At 68.3% G+C, this 17553-nt stretch carries 17 protein-coding genes; 2 read left to right on the top strand and 15 right to left on the bottom strand.

Features of this window, described 5'->3' with window-relative positions:
- Positions 1-15: 15 nt before the first annotated feature.
- On the bottom strand, positions 16-1635 hold the full coding sequence (groL, locus tag SVA_RS09115) for a chaperonin GroEL (RefSeq protein WP_096460928.1): 1620 nt from the start codon (positions 1633-1635) through the stop codon (positions 16-18).
- 124 nt (positions 1636-1759) lie between these two features.
- A complete protein-coding gene (locus SVA_RS09120; protein WP_096460929.1) occupies positions 1760-3412 on the bottom strand; it encodes a phytoene desaturase family protein in 1653 nt (550 codons plus the stop codon).
- A 318-nt stretch (positions 3413-3730) separates the two neighbouring features.
- On the opposite strand from SVA_RS09120, the gene SVA_RS09125 reads away from it, so the two are divergent.
- Both SVA_RS09125 and SVA_RS09130 read left to right on the top strand, forming a co-directional pair.
- Positions 3731-4573, top strand: coding sequence for a rhodanese-like domain-containing protein (locus SVA_RS09125; protein WP_169924040.1), 843 nt, complete (start codon positions 3731-3733; stop codon positions 4571-4573).
- 236 nt (positions 4574-4809) lie between these two features.
- Positions 4810-5961 (top strand): aminotransferase class V-fold PLP-dependent enzyme, encoded by a 1152-nt coding sequence (locus SVA_RS09130; RefSeq protein WP_096460931.1) that lies wholly within the window; start codon positions 4810-4812, stop codon positions 5959-5961.
- A gap of 64 nt (positions 5962-6025) precedes the next feature.
- Here SVA_RS09130 and SVA_RS09135 read toward each other — a convergent pair whose 3' ends face one another.
- The 13 genes from SVA_RS09135 to plsX all read right to left on the bottom strand — a co-directional run bounded on the left by SVA_RS09135 (position 6026) and on the right by plsX (position 17531).
- Positions 6026-6808 carry a TatD family hydrolase gene (locus SVA_RS09135; protein WP_096460932.1) on the bottom strand — a complete coding sequence of 261 codons (783 nt, stop codon included), beginning with the start codon at positions 6806-6808 and terminating at the stop codon, positions 6026-6028.
- A 2-nt stretch (positions 6809-6810) separates the two neighbouring features.
- Positions 6811-7194 carry a PilZ domain-containing protein gene (locus tag SVA_RS09140; protein ID WP_096460933.1) on the bottom strand — a complete coding sequence of 128 codons (384 nt, stop codon included), beginning with the start codon at positions 7192-7194 and terminating at the stop codon, positions 6811-6813.
- Positions 7195-7217: 23 nt separating this feature from the next.
- Positions 7218-8201, bottom strand: a complete 984-nt coding sequence (gene holB, locus SVA_RS09145) for a DNA polymerase III subunit delta' (protein ID WP_096460934.1) — start codon at positions 8199-8201, stop codon at positions 7218-7220.
- A complete protein-coding gene (gene tmk / locus SVA_RS09150) occupies positions 8194-8814 on the bottom strand; it encodes a dTMP kinase (RefSeq protein ID WP_096460935.1) in 621 nt (206 codons plus the stop codon). Before tmk ends, holB begins: the two co-directional genes overlap by 8 nt.
- Positions 8815-8816: 2 nt before the next feature.
- The gene (mltG, locus tag SVA_RS09155; RefSeq protein WP_096460936.1) at positions 8817-9872 is read right to left on the bottom strand and encodes an endolytic transglycosylase MltG; all 1056 of its coding nucleotides are present in this window, start codon (positions 9870-9872) and stop codon (positions 8817-8819) included.
- Positions 9853-10695, bottom strand: a complete 843-nt coding sequence (gene pabC / locus SVA_RS09160) for an aminodeoxychorismate lyase (RefSeq protein ID WP_096460937.1) — start codon at positions 10693-10695, stop codon at positions 9853-9855. Before pabC ends, mltG begins: the two co-directional genes overlap by 20 nt.
- A complete protein-coding gene (locus tag SVA_RS09165; protein WP_096462893.1) occupies positions 10692-12029 on the bottom strand; it encodes an aminodeoxychorismate synthase component I in 1338 nt (445 codons plus the stop codon). The genes pabC and SVA_RS09165 overlap by 4 nt, the downstream gene beginning before the upstream one ends.
- 38 nt (positions 12030-12067) lie before the next feature.
- Complete coding sequence (fabF, locus tag SVA_RS09170; protein ID WP_096460938.1) at positions 12068-13306, bottom strand: beta-ketoacyl-ACP synthase II; 1239 nt, start codon at positions 13304-13306, stop codon at positions 12068-12070.
- Positions 13307-13396: 90 nt separating this feature from the next.
- Positions 13397-13636 carry an acyl carrier protein gene (gene acpP / locus SVA_RS09175; protein ID WP_096460939.1) on the bottom strand — a complete coding sequence of 80 codons (240 nt, stop codon included), beginning with the start codon at positions 13634-13636 and terminating at the stop codon, positions 13397-13399.
- An 89-nt stretch (positions 13637-13725) separates the two neighbouring features.
- Positions 13726-14475: a 3-oxoacyl-ACP reductase FabG gene (gene fabG / locus SVA_RS09180; RefSeq protein ID WP_096460940.1), complete on the bottom strand. Its 750-nt coding sequence runs from the start codon at positions 14473-14475 to the stop codon at positions 13726-13728.
- On the bottom strand, positions 14472-15443 hold the full coding sequence (fabD, locus tag SVA_RS09185) for an ACP S-malonyltransferase (protein ID WP_096460941.1): 972 nt from the start codon (positions 15441-15443) through the stop codon (positions 14472-14474). The genes fabG and fabD overlap by 4 nt, the downstream gene beginning before the upstream one ends.
- Before the next feature lie 103 nt (positions 15444-15546).
- A complete protein-coding gene (locus tag SVA_RS09190; RefSeq protein ID WP_096460942.1) occupies positions 15547-16515 on the bottom strand; it encodes a beta-ketoacyl-ACP synthase III in 969 nt (322 codons plus the stop codon).
- The gene (gene plsX, locus SVA_RS09195) at positions 16512-17531 is read right to left on the bottom strand and encodes a phosphate acyltransferase PlsX (RefSeq protein WP_231971874.1); all 1020 of its coding nucleotides are present in this window, start codon (positions 17529-17531) and stop codon (positions 16512-16514) included. Before plsX ends, SVA_RS09190 begins: the two co-directional genes overlap by 4 nt.
- Between the last annotated feature and the right edge of the window lie 22 nt (positions 17532-17553).

A 17553-nucleotide genomic window follows, 5' to 3' on the forward strand; every position in this document is an offset into this window, starting at 1 on the left:
TCTCGCGCGCGGGGGTCAGTACTCGGGCTCGGCCGGCGCGCCTTCCCTGGGCTTCTCCGGGATCTCGGTCATCGTCGCCTCGGTGAGCAGGAGCAGACTCGCGACCGACACCGCGTTCTCGAGCGCGACGCGCACGACCTTGGTGGGATCGATGATGCCCGCCCCGACCAGATCGACGTACTCCTTGCGCGCGGCGTCGAAGCCAAGATTGCCCTCCCCGTGTCGCATGCGCTCGACCACCACGCCGCCGTCGACGGCGGAGTTCTCGGCGATCTGTCGCGCCGGGGATTCGAGCGCGCGCTTCAGGATCTGCACGCCCGTGCGCTCGTCGCCGTCGCACTGTTGCTCCTCGCGCGCGACCGCATCGATCGCGCGGATGAGCGCGAGGCCCCCGCCGGCGACGATGCCTTCCTCGACCGCGGCCTTGGTCGCGCTGATCGCGTCGTCCAGCGCCTCCTTCTTCGACTTCATTTCGGCCTCGGAGGGCGCCCCCACGCGGATGACGGCGACCCCGCCGGCGAGTTTCGCGAGCCGCTCTTCCAGCTTCTCGCGATCGTAGTCGCTCGTCGCCTTCTCGATCTCGCGCCGGATCTGCTGCATGCGTGCGTCGATCGCCGCGCGTTCGCCGGCGCCGCCGATGACGGTCGTGTTGTCCTTGTCCACGACGACGCGCCGGGCGCGGCCGAGCTGCTCGAACGTGGCGTCCTCCAGCTTGAGCCCGACATCCTCCGAGATGACCTGCCCGCCGGTAAGAATCGCGAGGTCGGCGAGCATGCTCTTCCGTCGGTCGCCGAACCCGGGGGCCTTCACCGCGCAGTTCCGCAGCACGGCCCGCACCTGGTTCACGATCAGCGTGGCGAGCGCCTCGCCCTCGACCTCCTCGGCAACGACCAGCACCGGGCGTCCGGCCTTGGCGATCTGCTCGAGGATCGGAATCAGGTCGCGCAGGCTGCTGATCCGGCGGTCGCAGATGAGGATGCAGGCGTCCTCGAGCACCGCCTCCATCTTTTCGGTGTCGGTGATGAAGTAAGGCGAGATATAGCCGCGGTCGAACTGCATGCCCTCCACGACGTCGAGCACGGTTTCGGTCGTCTTCGACTCCTCGACCGTGATCACCCCCTCGCCCCCGACCCGCTCCATCGCCTCCGCGACGAGCTCGCCGATCGCCGGATCGTTGTGCGCCGAGATGGTGGCGACCTGCGCCTTTTCCCTGCGCGTCTGCACGGGACGGGACAGCGCGCGCAACGCGTCGACGGCCGCTTTCAGCCCGCGATCCAGGCCGCGCTTGAGATCGATCGCGCTCGCGCCGGCCACCACGTTGCGCACGCCCTCCGCGTAGATGGCGTGGGCGAGAACCGTCGAGGTGCTGGTGCCGTCACCGACCGCGTCGCCGGTCTTCTCCGCCGCCTGGCGCAACATCTGGGCGCCGAGGTTCTCCTCGGGGTCCCGGAGATCGACCTCCTTCGCGATGGTGACGCCGTCGTTGCACACGATCGGGGCGCCCCATTTTCGCTGAAGCAGGACCGATTTGGATTTGGGCCCGAGCGTGACGCGCACGGCATCGGCGAGCGCCCCCGCGCCCCGCAGGATCCGTTCGCGGGCTGCCGAACCGAAGAGGATCTGCTTGTGCGCCATTCTTCCGACCCCCGGAGCTCCCTTTGCGTACATGTTTGCGCAACGGGCGGCGCGTGTTCTTGACGTGCGTCAATTCCCCCGGCCGGGCATTCCCCGAACGCGAGCGGGGGCGGCCCCGGGGACATCAGGTCCGTCGTCCCGCTCGCGCGCCTGCCTTGGCCCGGAACCGAGGTGCGTCCCGCAGCATTTCCCGTGCAGCGTTGAAGCCGCAGGCGCCCATGACGCCGCCGCCCGGATGCGTGGCGGCGCCGCACAGGTAGAGGCCGGCGATCGGAGCGCGGTAATCGGCGTAACCGGGCACCGGCCGGAGAAAGAAAAGCTGGCCCAGTGTCATGGCCCCTTGGAAGATGTTGCCGCCGGTCAGCGCGAAGCGTTCCTCCAGGTCGGGCGGCGCGAGCACCTGGCGCGCAACCACCGCTCCCCGCATGTTCGGCGCATACTCGGCGAGCACGTCGAGGCAGCGATCCGCGAACGCCTCGCGCGCGTCGTCCCACGTGCCTTCCGCCAGACGGTACGGCGCGTATTGCACGAACACGGACATGAGGTGCCGGCCGGACGGCGCGACGGTGGGATCGACGACCGACGGGATCGTGCACTCGAGTATCGGCTGCCTGGATGGCCGGCCGTACTTGGCGTCGTCGAACGCGCGTTCGATGTAATCGAGCGACGGAGCGACGTGGATCGTGCCGCGGTGCTGCGGACCGGGCGCCGCCCCGGGCAGGGCCGCGAAAACCGGCAGCGCGCTCAGCGCGAGGTTGATCTTGAGCGAAGGACTGGCGTAATCGATCGCGCGGACCGCGTCGCCGAAGCCGGCGGGCAACTGGCGCGGATCGAGCAGGCGCAGGAAGGTGACGTGTGCGTCGGCGTTGGACACCACCTGGCGGGCTTCGATCTCGCTCCCGTCCTCGAGCACGACCCCGGCCGCCTTCCCCTCGCGCACGGCGATGCGCGCGACCGGCGCGCCGGTGCGGATCTCCGCGCCGTGGGCGCGCGCGGCCGCCGCCAGCGCCTGGCTGATGCCGCCCATCCCGCCGCGCACGTAACACCAGACGCCGCGCGCGCTGTTGCACTCGCCCATCACGTGATGAAACAGCACGTACGCCGTGCCGGGCATGGACGGCGCGGCAAAGGCCCCGATCACCGCGTCGGTCGCCAGCGTCGCCTTCAGCTCTTCGGACTCGAACCAGCGATCGAGGATGGCGCGCGCGCTCCCGGTGAGGACTTCGATGGCGCGCGCGCCGTCCCTTCTTCCCAGGCGCAGGAAGCGCCACCCGAGGCGGGCGAGCGCGTAGAGATCGCGCGGGCGCAGGGACCAGGGATCCGGAGGGGTCATTTCCAGCGTCGGCTCGATGAAGTCCGCGACCCGCTCGAGCATGGCCTCGTAGTGCGGCAGCGCGTCCGCGTCGCGCGAGGAGAACTTCGCGATCTCCCGCCGGTTGAGATCGCGGTCGGGACCGAGCATGAGGTACCGCCCGTCCGGAAACGGGCTGAACGACGAGGGGTTACGCGGCAGGAGCTCGAGTCCGTGGCGACGGAGCTCCAGCTCCCGGACGATGCGCGGGCGCAGCAGGCTGCACACGTAACTGGCGGTCGAGACCTTGAAGCCCGGCCAGAGCTCTTCGGTCACGCACGCCCCGCCGATCAGATCACGGCGCTCGAGCACGATCACCCGCAACCCGGCGCGCGCGAGATAGGCCGCGGCGACCAGCCCGTTGTGGCCGGCGCCGATGACGACGACGTCGTAGGGGTCGGACGACAAGGCCGCTGCACGGCTCATGGACGCGTCTCGTTACGGTAACCCGCCCGGCCCGAACGCGCGATACAACCGCCTCGTCGCTGGCGGCGTCCTTGCCGCTTCCGGTCACTCCCGGTTACATCCTCGACCGCGGGTCTCACCGGATATTAAGTCAGGGCGCCGGGACAAGTCGTTTCATTTCAATGGCATACGGAAATGTCGGCGATTCTTACACTTCGGCACACGCCTTGCATCATCCTGTTGCCGCTTGAAAACGGCCTGGATCTCCATTGGGCGAAGGACTGCACCGGGCAACCGGAAAGAACGCCTGCCCTCGGGCAGATCTTGAGAGAAGCCATCATGAATCACCCCGTCTACGCCGTCGTCTTTATGGCGATGCTCGCGCTGCAACCCGTCGTGGTCTCCGCGAACGCACCCAAGGACGCCGCGCCCAGCGCGTTCCCGCTGCGTCCGCAGTACATCGACGTCACGGTGCTCGAAACCGCGGATCTCGCCGCGCGGTTCGAGGAGGTCATCGTCGTGGACGTGCGCTCGCAATACGAGTACGACACGCTGCGCATTCAGAACGCCCTGCTGCTGCCCGTGACCGACAAGAGCTTCGTCCAGGAAGTGCGCCGCCTCAGGGAGTCGAGCACCAAGCCGATCGTTTTCTACTGCAACGGCAAGACCTGTCGCAAATCCTACGATGCGGCGCTCATGGCGCAGTCCTCGCGCATTCCGAACGTTTACTGCTACGACGCCGGGGTGTTCGACTGGGCAAAGGCGCATCCCGAGAAAACGGCCCTCCTCGGGAAGACGCCGATGAACCCCAAGGCACTCATCGACAGCGACCGTTTCAAGGAGCGCCTGCTGCCGCCGAAGGATTTCGCGGCCAAGGCCGAGGGTGCGGCCGTCATCCTCGACGTCCGCGACCGCGCACAACGCGATACCCCGCTGTTCCCGTTCCGCGAGCTTCGCGCCCAGCTGGACGAAAACGCCAAGATCGACGCCGCCATCGAGCAAGCGAAGAGGGAGAAAAAGACGCTGCTCATCTACGACGCAGTCGGCAAGCAGGTACAGTGGATGCAGTACCACATCGAGGAAAAAGGCCTTGCCGATTACTACTTCATGAAGGGCGGCGCGCAAGCCTACTGGGACGCCACCCTCGGCAAGGTCTCGCTCGGGACGGCGAAGGCGAAGTAGAAGTAGCCAGCCGCCGCGGCCTGCGGGCCGCGTGCCCCGGAACGACGACTTCGGCGCCCCTCGGCGCCGGGTCTGCTTCCGCGCCATGGGTATCGCGCCGGCTGCTTCCGCGGCGCGGTTCTGATTCCCGGGGCGCCCGATGACCGGCCGGTCCAGCCAGCGGTCGCGATCGCCGAAGCGGCATCTCCCGACGCAATGGGCGATACTACCGACTCGTCCTTGCATCTCGAGCGGCCATGGCAGGCAACGGCGCCAGCGATATCGACTCGCTTCTCATCTCCGAGTTTCCACTGCTTCCGGGTCTCGTTTACCTGAACCATGCCGCGGTGAGCCCGTGGCCACGCAGAACGGCCGAGACGGTCAAGCGCTTTGCCGAGGAGAACCTTCGCGAAGGTGCCAGCCGCTATCCCGAGTGGCTGCAGACCGAACGGCTGCTGCGCGGGCAGCTTGCCGGCCTCGTGAACGCGCCCTCGATCGACGACATCGCGCTTCTCAAGAACACCTCCGAAGGGTTGTCGTTCGTGGCCTACGGTCTCGACTGGCGGTCGGGCGACAACGTCGTGATCACGGCCGAGGAATTTCCGTCCAACCGCATCGTGTGGGAGTCGCTCGCCTCCCGCGGCGTCGGCCTGCGGGAAGCACGCGTGTCGCACGTCCACGACCCCGAGTCGGCCATCCTGGAAGCGACCGATCGGCACACGCGCCTCGTGTCCGTAAGCTCCGTGCAGTACGCATCCGGACTGCGCCTCGACCTCGGACGGCTCGGCACCGCCTGCCGCGAGCGCGGCATCGCCTTCTGCGTTGATGCGATCCAGGGGCTCGGCGTGTTCCGGCACGACGTGCAGGCCGCGCAGATCGACTTTCTCGTGGCCGACGGGCACAAATGGCTGCTCGGGCCGGAGGGGATCGCGGTTTTCTATTGCCGGCCGGAGTGGCGCGAGCGGCTGAAGCTGCACGAGTACGGCTGGCACATGGTGGAGGACATGGGCGACTACGCACGCCGCGACTGGCGGCCCGCGGCCGGCGCACGCCGTTTCGAATGCGGCAGCCCGAACATGCTCGGCATCCACGCCCTCTCCGCGAGCCTCTCCCTGCTGCTCGAGCTCGGGCCGGAAACCGTGGAGCGCCGGGTGCTCGAGCGCACGGAACACCTGTTCGAGAGGATCCGCGCGGCGCCGTCGCTCGATCTCGTCACGCCGACCCGTTCCGGCCGATATGCGGGCATCGTCTCCTTCCGCCACCGTTCGGTCCCGAACCCGGTGATCCACGAGAGGCTTCGGAAGGCGAACGTGGTCTGCGCCGAGCGGCTGGGCGGCATCCGTTTCTCGCCCCATTGCTACACGCCGCTCGAGCAACTGGAGACCGCCGTCGCGATCGCCGCCGGGTAGCCTCTCCTCGAATCGAGCTCAGCGGCCTCGCGAATCGCCTTGTTTTCGCACCGAGAAGTTGCAGCTAGGAGTCGGCGCGCACAGCGCGAAACAAGGCGAAAAAGTTGCGAGTGGTCTGTCGGGCGAACTCGTCGAGGTCCGTGCCGCGGACGTCCGCCAGACACTCCGCCACGTGTCTGACGTAGGCCGGCTCGTTGGTCTTGCCCCGGTACGGGACCGGTGCGAGATAAGGCGCGTCCGTCTCGACGAGCAGGCGGTCGGCGGGCACCTCCCTCGCGACCGCGCGGAGCGTCTCGGCGTTGCGGAAGGTGACGATGCCGGAGAAGGAGATGTAAAAGCCGAGATCCAGGGCCCTGCGGGCCACTTCCCGACTCTCGGTGAAGCAGTGCATCACGCCGCCGATCTCGCCGGCGCCCTCCTCGGCCATGATCCGCAGCGTATCGTCCGCCGCCTCGCGCGTATGGATGATGAGCGGTTTGCGGGATGCCCGGGCGGCGCGGATATGGCGCCGGAACCGCTCGTGCTGCCAGGCGAGATCCCCCTCGCTGCGGTAGTAATCGAGTCCGGTCTCGCCGATCGCGACGACGCGGGGATCCTCGGCCAGGCCGATCAGCTCCTCGACGGTGGGGTCCCTGCCTTCGCGCTCGTTCGGATGCACGCCTACCGAGGCATAGACCCGGGGATGCGCTCGGGCGATGTCGATGATGCCGGGCAGTCGCTCGAGCGTTACCGAAACGCAGATCATGTGGCCGACCCCGTTCTCACGCGCCCGCGCGAGCACGGAAGGGACATCGGCGCCGAGGGGATCGAAATCGAGGTGGCAGTGCGAATCGACGAGATCGGGCACCGCTACATTGTGTGGGTCGGCCGGTCCGAGTTCAACGCGCCCGCGAGGAGGTTCTCGATCTTGGCGCGGGCGACGCCCGAATCCTTTTCGCTGAACCGGACCCCGATGCCGGCCGTACGGCTGCCCTGCGCCCCGCGGGGCGTGATCCACACCACGTGCCCGGCGACCGGCACCTTCTCCTTGCTGTCCATGAGGGTGAGCAGCATGAAGACTTCCTCGCCCAGCTTGTAGGGCCGGTTGCTCGGAATGAATATGCCCCCGCCCTTCACGAAGGGCATGTAAGCGGCGTACAGCGCGCTCTTGTCCTTGATCGTCAGGGAGAGGACGCCCGGCCGCGCCATGGGAAGCGGGACGGGTTTCAGGGGAACGTTCGGCTTATTGCTCATGCGGGTGACTTAAGTGTAGACGATCAACGGGTCGCGGCTCGAGACCAGCGAATCAGCAGGTCCTCGAGCAGGAGCGTTTGGTCGAGCGGTGTCTCGAGCAGCCGCCGTGCTTCAGAGACCTCATCAAGGAATTCAAACAACCGTTTGATTTCCGCTGACTTTGAGGTTGCTTCGCTGCCGGCCATCAGGGCGCCGATCCGCCTGGCGACCTCGTCCTGTACCCAGCTCAGGCACCGACGGGAATCGGCCGCCTTCCAGCGGGTGGCGCACCGGACCGGATCCTCCGTGCCCCCGCCGACCGCTTCGAACGCGCGCAGCACCTCCTTCCGCTCGTTCAGGCCGTCGGAGCGTTCCAGTTCGAGCGCCGCGAGGGGGGCACCGGCGGCCACGTCGAGTATCTCCTCCGGCCGGGCCACCCCCTGTGCGCGCAGCCAATCGGCCGCTTCCGCCCGGGGCGGGACACCGAGCGCAATCGCGGCGCAGCGGCTGCGGACCGTCGCCGGAAGGCCGGCGATACGGCTGCTGACCAGGACCAGCACGCTGCCGGGCGGCGGTTCCTCGAGCACCTTGAGCAAGCTGTTGGCCGCCGAGAGGTTCATGGCCTCGGCCGGCGAGACGATCACCACTTTGCGGGCCGCGCTATGCGGACTCAGCGCAAGGAAGCTGCCGACTGCGCGTATCTGGTCCACGGCGATTTGACGGCTCTCCTCCTCCAGTCCGACGAACCGGAGATCGGGATGGGTGCCCGCCACGTACAGCCGGCAGCTCTGGCACGCTCCGCAGGCCTCGAAACCGGCGCCCGGGTCGGCGCAAACGAGTGCCTGCGCGAACCGCCATGCCAATGCCTCCTTGCCCAGACCCGGCTGACCGTGCAACAACAGGGCGTGCGGAAGCCTGGCGGGATCGCGGGTGAGTTGCGCCCACGCGCGCGCGTGCCAGGGGTAGCGCTCCCGGTAGCCCGGGTGCGGAGGGATCCCGGCGCAGCGGACCTCGCCGGGCTCAGCCACCCAGCACCTCGGCGAGGACGCGCGCGATCTCCCGCGTGGTCTGCTCCACCGTGCCGGTCGTCGTCACCACGCGGATACGCCGGGGCTCGCTGGCCGCCGCCTGGAGATACGCGCTGCGCACGCGCTCGAAGAAAGCCTCGCTTTCGCGCTCGAACCGGTCGGGCTCGCCACGCCCGCACGCCCGCTTCAGGCCGATGGCGATGGGCACGTCGAGCAGCAGGGTCAGGTCGGGTCGCAGTCCGCCCTGCACCCAGTTTTCGAGTATCTCGATCCGCTCGCGCGGCAGACCGCGACCGCCTCCCTGGTAGGCGTAGGTCGCATCCGTGAACCGGTCGCACAGCACGGTCCGTCCGGCCTGGAGGGCGGGACGGATCACCCGCGCCACGTGCTCCGCGCGCGCCGCGAACATGAGCAGCGTTTCCGTGTCGGCGGTCGGTCGCCCGTCCTTGTGGAGCAGGAGCTCGCGTATACGCTCCCCGAGCTCGGTGCCGCCCGGTTCGCGCGTCACCACGACGTCCCGCCCGCGTCCCCGCAGCCAGGCCTCGATGGCGCGCAGCTGCGTGCTCTTGCCGGCGCCCTCCCCGCCCTCGAGCGTGATGAAGAAGCCGCGCATGGTCACCGCGCCTGGCGCTGGCGCGGTCCCCCGCCGTTTCCGCGCGAGGACGAAAACGGACGGGCCGTTCCTTTCAGCTGATATTTGATCACCGCCGCATTGTGCTCTTTCAGGGTCGCGGAGAAGACATGGCTGCCGTCGCCGCGCGACACGAAGTAAAGGGCATCGGTCGCCGCCGGACGCATTGCCGCGGCCAGCGCTTCGCCTCCCGGCATGGCGATCGGCGTCGGCGGAAGACCGGCTCGCGTGTAGGTATTGTAGGGATTGTCCCGGCGCAAGTCCCTCGCCCGGATGTTCCCGTCGTACGCCGCCCCGAGACCGTAGATGACGGTCGGATCGGTCTGCAGGCGCATGCCCCTCCGCAGGCGGTTCACGAACACGCCGGCAATAAGCGTGCGCTCCTCCGGCCGTCCGGTTTCCTTCTCGACAATCGAGGCCATGATGAGCGCCTCGTCGATCGTGCGGTACGGAAGATCCGGCGCGCGCCTCTCCCACTCCTGCTCCAGACGCGCGCGCATGCGCTCGAAGGCCCGCTGCAGAAGGGCGAGGTCCGTGTGACCGGCCGAGTAGTAATAGGTATCGGGAAAGAACCGTCCCTCCGGATGGAGACCCGGGTAGCCGAGTCTGCGCATGACCTCCTCGTCCGGCAGCCCTTGCAGCGTCTGGGCGAGTTTCGGCGCGCCGGCGAGGGCGCGTCGTACCTGCTCGAAATTCCATCCTTCGACCAGCACGAGCGGATACTCGACCACCCGCCCGGCCACGACCTGATCGAGCAGCTGGCTCGCCGTCATGCCGTCCGCGAACCGATACTCGCCGGCCTTGAGCAGCCGACTTTGACCGCGAAGGTGGGCAAGCGCGAGCAGACTGTACGGTTCCGGGAGTACGCCGCGCCCGGTCAGCTCGCGGGCGAGCGCGCGCAGCGGTGTACCCGGCTTGACGAGGTACTCCTCGCTGCCCGGCGCAAGCGGATGATGCCAGGCCCAGTACAGGTAGACGCCGCCCGCGACGACCAGACCGACGGTCGCGGCGACAATCGTCTTAAGCGCGCCGCGCCACATCGTTGTCGTCCTCCGCGATCGCGCGCCGAAGCGCTCGCGTCACGGCGCCGACGGCGACCGCCCGCTCTTCGAAGCGACCCACCGGCAGGACGCCGATCACGCTGTTCGTGAGAAAGATTTCGTGCGCGCGCCGAAGATCGACGAGCGCAAGCGCCCGCACGCGGCACGGGATGCCGAGCGCCGCGGCGCGCTGGAGGACGAGATTCCGCATCACGCCGGCGACACCGCAGTCCACGATCTCGGGCGTCACCAGCACGTCGTCCAGCACAGCGAACACGTTGCTCATGGTCCCGTCGACGATGTCGCCCCGCGCATTCAGCATGAGTCCCTCGGCGTACTCGTCGCGCCATTCCGCCCGCGCGAGAATTTGTTCCAGACGATTGAGGTGCTTGATGCCGGCGAGCCGCGCGTTGGCGGCCAGACGTTGCCTGCAAAGGCATACCGCCACGCCCTCCTCCGGCGGGGAGGCCCGGTGCGACGGCCACTCCGACACGATGAGCGCCCGTGTCGGGGTCGGCGAGACCGGCGGCGCGTACCCGCGCGGGGACGGCCCCCGCGTGTACACCAGCTTGAGAACCGCGCGCTCCCGGCCATGAGACAGACGACGCGCCTCCTCCCGGAGCACGCGCGCGTCCGGCGGCGGGATGCCCAGCCGTTCGCATCCCAGTCCGAGGCGGGCGAGGTGCCGTTCCCACCGCACAGGCTCGCCCTCGCGCACGGCAATCGTCTCGAAGAGACCGTCGCCGTACTGAAAGCCGCGATCGGATACGGGCACCCGGTCCTCGGGTTCGCCGTTCACCAGCACCCGGAGGCGGGTGCTCATCGGACCCCCAGGGCGGCCAGGAGCCCCCGGGCCTTCGCGCGCGTCTCGTTCAGTTCGCGTTCCGGGATCGAGTCCGCGACGATTCCCGCACCCGCGCGGAACGAAAGAGTGGACCCGGACTGCACGAGCGTGCGAATCAGTATATTGAGGTCGAGGCTGCCGTCGCGGTTCAAGTAGCCCATGGAGCCGGTGTAGGCGCCGCGGGGGCCGCGCTCCAGCTCGGCGATAATCTCCATGCATCGCACCTTCGGGCACCCGGTGATCGTGCCCCCGGGGAATACCGCGCGGATCGCCTCGCCGGGCGTGACCCCTTCGCGCAGCTCGCCGCACACCTCGGAGACGATGTGGTGCACGTGCCTGTACGACTCGAGCCCCATCAGCTCGCTCACGCGCACGCTGCCCGGCCGGCAGACGCGGCCGAGGTCGTTACGCTCGAGGTCGATCAGCATCACGTGCTCGGCACGCTCCTTGGGATGGGCGAGGAGCTCCCGCGCCCGTCGCTCGTCTTCGTCCCGGTCCCCGCCGCGTGGATAGGTTCCGGCGATGGGGCGGGTCCGTACCGTGCGCCCGCGAATCTCGATCAGGCGCTCCGGCGAAGAACTGATAATCGCCCCGCCCGGGAAGGTCATCAAGCCGGAGAAGGGTGCCGGGTTCGCGGCCCGCAGGCGACGATAGACGCCGACCGGCGGGATCGGATGCGAAAAGACCGCTCGCCAGCCGCGAGAAAGATTGACCTGAAAGACGTCGCCCGCGGCGATGTACTCCTTGATCCGGCGCACGTGCGCCAGATAATCCTCCGGTCGCTCTTCCTCGATTGCCGCGACGGTCGGGTCTCCGCCCTCCTCAGCCGGAATCGCCTCGACCAGGTCGCATTGCATGGCTTCAAGAAGATGTTCCTGCCCGCGTTCGCACACGAGATACGCGCAATTCCGCAGCCGGTCCCGCACGACAGCGGCCGGGAAGCGGGTCGCCTGCGCAACCGGCAGCTCCGGGTCCCGCGGCAGCGCGCGGAACCGCGGCTCGATCTGCGCGATGAGCTCGTACGACAGGAACAGGAACCAGCCGCCATGAAAAGGGACCGGTGAATTCTCGATCGCCGCGATCTGTCGTGCCCGATACGCCCGATCGAGGGCCGAGAGGAAGTCGACACCGGGGAGCGGAACCCGGTCCTCGCGCACCATGCCGCCCGCATCGAGCGCGAGCACGCGACCGGGAAACGCGAAAAGGATGTCGAAGCGGCCCGGCGGCGTTCCGTGCGCCACGCTCTCGAGAAGGTGCGGATAGCGGGCGGGATTCGCGGCGTGCAGCGCCGCCAGGTCCGGCGACGCGTCCATCTTCCGCCACACGCCGCCGGCGGCGTCCACCACGCCGCTCACACGCGGCGGATCACCAGCGTGCCGTTCGTGCCGCCGAAGCCGAAGGAGTTGGACATCGCGACCGTGATCGGCATCTCGCGGGCCGCGCCCGGAACGTAGTCGAGGTCGCATTTCGGATCAGGCGTCGTCAGATTGATGGTGGGCGGCGCCACCTGATGGTACACCGCGAGCGCGGTGTAGATCGCCTCCACGCCCCCGGCCGCGCCGAGGAGATGGCCGGTCATGGATTTGGTCGAGCTGACCGCCAGCTTGCGGGCATGATCGCCGAACGCCGTCTTCATGCCGACGGTTTCGGCGAAGTCGCCGAGCTGCGTCGACGTTCCGTGCGCGTTCACGTACTGCACGTCGCCGGGATTCAGGCGCGCATTGCGCAGCGCATTGAGCATGCAGCGCATCGCCCCCTCGCCATGCTCGGGCGGGCTCGTCATGTGATAGGCGTCGCCGCTCATGCCGAAACCGACCAGCTCGGCGTAGATGCGCGCGCCGCGCTTCCTCGCGTGCTCGTACTCCTCGAGCAGCACCACACCGGCGCCCTCGCTCAGCACGAACCCGTCGCGCTCCGCATCGAACGGCCGGCTCGCCAGCTCCGGGCTGTCGTTTCGACCGGACAGCGCCTTGGCGTTTCCGAACCCGGCCATCGCCGTGGGCGTGATTGCCGCCTCCGCTCCGCCGGCGAACATGACGTCCGCATCCCCATACTCGATGAACCGTCCGGCGTCGCCGATCGCGTGGGTCGCCGTGGCGCAGGCGGTGACCATGGCCAGGTTGGGCCCCTTCAGTCCGAACATGATCGAAAGGTCGCCCGAGATCATATTAATGATCGCGGAGGGGACGTAGAACGGCGAGACCCGCCGCGATCCCTTCTCGGTGACCGTGCGCGTCATGTCCTCGATAGTGCGCACGCCGCCGATCCCCGAGCCGATATGGACTCCGATGCGCTCGGCGTTGGCCTCGGTCACTTCGAGCCCCGAGTCCCTGAGCGCCTCGATACCGGCGGCCATGCCGAACTGGATGAACCGGTCCATGCGGCGCGCTTCCTTCTCGCTGACGAAGCGGGTCGGGTCGAAATCCTTCACCTCGCCCGCGATCTGCGACGGGTAGCCGCTCGCATCGAAGTGCGTGATCTTCCCGATGCCGCTTCGGCCCGCCAGGATGGCGCGCCAGTTCGACTCGACACCGATGCCGAGAGGCGAAACGATGCCGAGACCGGTGATGACGACGCGACGTTTGCTCAATTCAGAATGTCCTCTGGCGCACGCGGCCCGGGAGGACCGGCCCGAGGGCCGGGGGACCGCCAAGGCCCGGCGGTCCCGCGGGTGGAAGGATCAGTGGCTGAGGTGCGCGTTGATGTAATCGACGGCCTGCTGCACCGTCGTGATCTTCTCGGCTTCCTCGTCGGGAATCTCGCAGTCGAACTCCTCCTCCAGCGCCATCACGAGCTCGACGGTGTCGAGCGAGTCCGCACCCAGGTCATCGACAAAGGAAGCGTCGCCGGTGACTTCGCCCTCGTTCACACCGAGCTGCTCTACAACGATCTTCTTGACGCGCTCCTCAACACTGCTCATGAAATAGTTCCTCCGAATAATGACTGGACCGGCCTTAGCGGCCGCATAGTAAACCCGATTTACCCTGAAGCGTAAAGCCGCGTTCCCCGTCAATTCATATACATGCCGCCGTTCACGTGCAAGGTCATGCCCGTAATATAGGCGGCCTGCGGCGAGGCGAGGAACGCCACGGCGTGCGCCACCTCTTCCGCCGAACCGAGCCGCCCGAGCGGGATCTGGCCGAGCAGCGCCTGCCGCACCGTTTCGGGGAGCGCGCGCGTCATGTCGGTGTCGATGAAACCCGGCGCGACGGCGTTCACGGTGATCTGCCGGCTCCCGACCTCGCGGGCGAGCGACCGCGTGAACCCCATGATTCCGGCCTTCGCCGCGGCGTAGTTCGTCTGGCCCGGGTTACCCGTGGCCGCGACCACCGAGGCGATGCTGATGATGCGGCCCTTGCGCGCCTTGGTCATCGGCCGCAGGCAGGCCTTGGTCAGCCGGTAAACCGAGGTCAGGTTGGTCTGGATGATCGTGTCCCAGTCGGCTTCGGACATGCGCATCAGCAGGCCGTCGCGGGTGATCCCGGCATTGTTGACGAGAATCCCCGGCGCCCCGGTCGTGTTCTCCAGCTCTCCGAGCAGGGCCTCCACCGAGCCGGGATCCGTCACGTCGAGCGCGAGCCCGCGGCCCTCGACGTCGTTCTCCTGCAGGAGCTTGCCGATGCGTTCCGCCCCCTCGGGCGATGTCGCCGTCCCGACCACGCGGGCGCCCCGGCGGCCGAGCTCGAGCGCGATGGCCAGGCCAATTCCGCGGCTCGCCCCGGTCACGAGTGCGATCTCACCTTCGAGCGACTTCGTCATGCCTCCTCCGTTCGAGCGTCCACGCCCGTCTCGCGTGTCCGCGCCAGCGCCTCCTCGAGGCTCTTCGGATCATAGACCGGAATACACGCCGCCTCGGCCGCGACGCGCTTCACCAGCCCCGCGAGCACCTTGCCCGGCCCGCACTCGACGAAGAGCCGCACGCCCTCGCGCTCCATCTTCTGCACGCAGTCCACCCAGCGCACGGGCGACGCGACCTGGCGCACGAGCGCCTCCCGAATCGCCGCCGGCTCGCGTTCCGTCTGCGCGTGCACGTTGTGCACGACCGAGACCCGCGGCGCGTGGACCGCGACGCCGCTCAGGCGCTCCGCGAGACGCGACGCCGCCGGCGCCATGAGCGACGAATGCGCCGGCACGCTCATGGGGAGCAGGATCGCGCGCTTCGCGCCGGCCGCCTTGGCGCGCTCGAGGGCGCGCGCCACCGCGGCGGCGGTCCCTGCGATGACGATCTGCCCGGGCGAATTGTAGTTCACCGGCTCCAGGACCTCTCCCTCCGCGGCCTGCTCGCACAGCGCCCGGGTCGCCTCGTCCGACAGCCCCAGGAGTGCCGCGATGCCTCCCTGCCCGATGGGCACAGCCTCCTGCATGAACCGCGCACGGTCGGCGACCACCCGGACGGCATCGGCGAAGCCGAAGGCGCCCGCGCAGTGGAGGGCCGTGTATTCCCCCAGGCTGTGCCCCGCCATGACGGCCGGCATGGGCCCGCCCTCCCCGCGCCACACGCGCCAGACCGCGACGCCGGCGACGAGCATCGCCGGTTGCGTCACCTGAGTCTGGTTCAGCCGCTCCTCGGGGCCCTGTTCGACCACCTGCCACAGGTCGTAACCGAGGACCTCGGAGGCCTCGCTGAACGTCTGCTTGACGATCGGATACGCGGCGGCCAGGGCATTCAACATGCCGACCGACTGCGAACCCTGCCCGGGGAAAACGAATGCGAGCGTCTTGATCACGAGAGGAATTTCGGGTGTGGACTGTCGAATTCGGGATTATGGACGGTGGCGTGCGTTTGGTGCGGTCGCGTTATTCAACATGGCGCATCGAGCGCGGTCGCTCCTAGTACCTCAGCAGCACGGAGCCCCACGTGAAGCCGCCGCCGAAGGCTTCCATCAGGACCACATCCCCGCGGCGAATGCGCCCGTCGCGCACCCCTTCATCGAAAGCGAGCGGTATGGAGGCGGCGGAGGTGTTGCCGTGGCGGTCGACCGTCAGAATCACCTGGTCCATCGACATGCCGAGCTTCTTCGCCGTGGCGCTGATGATGCGGTTGTTCGCCTGGTGCGGCACGAGCCAGCGGACGTCCGACTTCTGCATGCCGTTCGCTTCGAGCGTCTCGTCCACGATGCGTCCGAGCGTCGTGACCGCGACCTTGAACACCTCGCTCCCCGCCATGCGCACGTGCGCTTCGCCGGCAGCGAACTTCGCGTAGTCGTGCGAGATCCCGGCCGGAACGTGCAGCAGGTCCTTGTATTGCCCGTCGGCGTGCAGGTGCGAGGAAATGAGGCCCGGCTCCTCGGCGTCTCCCAGGACCACCGCGCCCGCCCCGTCGCCGAAGAGCACGCAGGTGGAGCGGTCCTTCCAATCGAGGATGCGGGAAATGGTTTCGGTGCCGATGACCAGGGCGCAGCGCGCACTGCCCGTGGAGACGAACTTGTCCGCGATGGCGAGCGCGTACACGAACCCCGTGCACACCGCCTGCACGTCGAAGGCGGGGCAACCGTGTATGCCGAGACGTTCCTGGACGAGACAGGCCGTGCTGGGAAAGACGAGGTCCGGTGTGGTGGTCGCGACGACGATGAGATCGATCGACGATGGAGCGACGCCGGCCGCGTCGAGCGCGCGGCGCGCCGCCTCGACACCCATCGTGCAGCTCGTCTCCTCCGGAGATGCGATATGGCGTTCGCGGATGCCGGTGCGCTCCACGATCCACTGGTCGGAGGTCTCGACCATCTTCTCGAGATCGGAGTTCGTCAGCACCTTCGCCGGCAGATAGCCGCCGGTCCCGAGAATACGGGAATACGTCACGCGACCTGCCCTTCCCCGAGCATCGACCCCAGTTCGCCGCCGATGCGTTCCGGCACGCGATGGTCGACCTCCGCGAGGGCCTCGAGGATCGCGTGCTCGAACGCCACGACGTCCGCTCCGCCGTGGCTCTTCAGGACCGTGCCGTTGAGACCGATGAGCGTCGCACCGTTGTAACGCCGATGGTCGACGCGGTTGCGGAAGGCGCGCAGCACCGGCAGCGCCACGGCACCCGCCAGGCGCGTCCGCCAGTTGCGCTTGAACTCCTCCACCATGAACCGGCTGATCATCTGGGCGAGGCCCTCGCTCACCTTGAGCGCGACGTTGCCGACAAAGCCGTCGCATACGATGACGTCCAGGTCGCCCGTGTAGATCTCGTTCCCTTCCACGTAGCCGACGTAGTTGAGGCGGCTCGCGCGCAGCAGCTCGTTCGTCTTCTTCACCGTCTCGTTGCCCTTGATGTCCTCCTGCCCGATGTTGAGCAGGCCGACACGCGGCCGGGGCTTGCCTTCGACGGCGCTGACGAGGATCGATCCCATGATGGCGAACTGGAGGAGCTGCTCGGGAGTGCAGTCGACATTAGCACCGAGGTCGAGGACGTGCACGTGGCCGTGGACGGTCGGAAGCGTCGTGACGATGGCCGGGCGATCGATGCCGGGCAACGTCTTGAGGACAAAGCGCGCGGTCGCCATGAGGGCGCCGGTGTTGCCCGCGGAGACCGCCGCCTGCGCCACGCCCTGCTTGACGAGGTCGATCGCGATGCGCATCGACGACTCCTTCTTCGACCGTAGCGCCTGCGCCGGCGGCTCGTCCATGGCGACGACCTCGGGCGCATGATGGATCGTCAGCCTCGCCCCTTCGGGCGCGCGGCGATGCGCGAGCTCGGCCGCCAGCACCTCTTGGCGGCCGACGAGAACGAGCTTCAGCGTGGGTTCCTTGCTAAGCGCACCGAGGGCGGCGGGAACCGTGACGGATGGGCCATGATCACCGCCCATGGCGTCGAGGGCGATGGTGATCACGCGTTTACCCCCGGGTACGGGA

The organism is Sulfurifustis variabilis (assembly GCF_002355415.1).
In the GTDB taxonomy this organism is placed as follows: Bacteria; Pseudomonadota; Gammaproteobacteria; order Acidiferrobacterales; family Sulfurifustaceae; genus Sulfurifustis; species Sulfurifustis variabilis.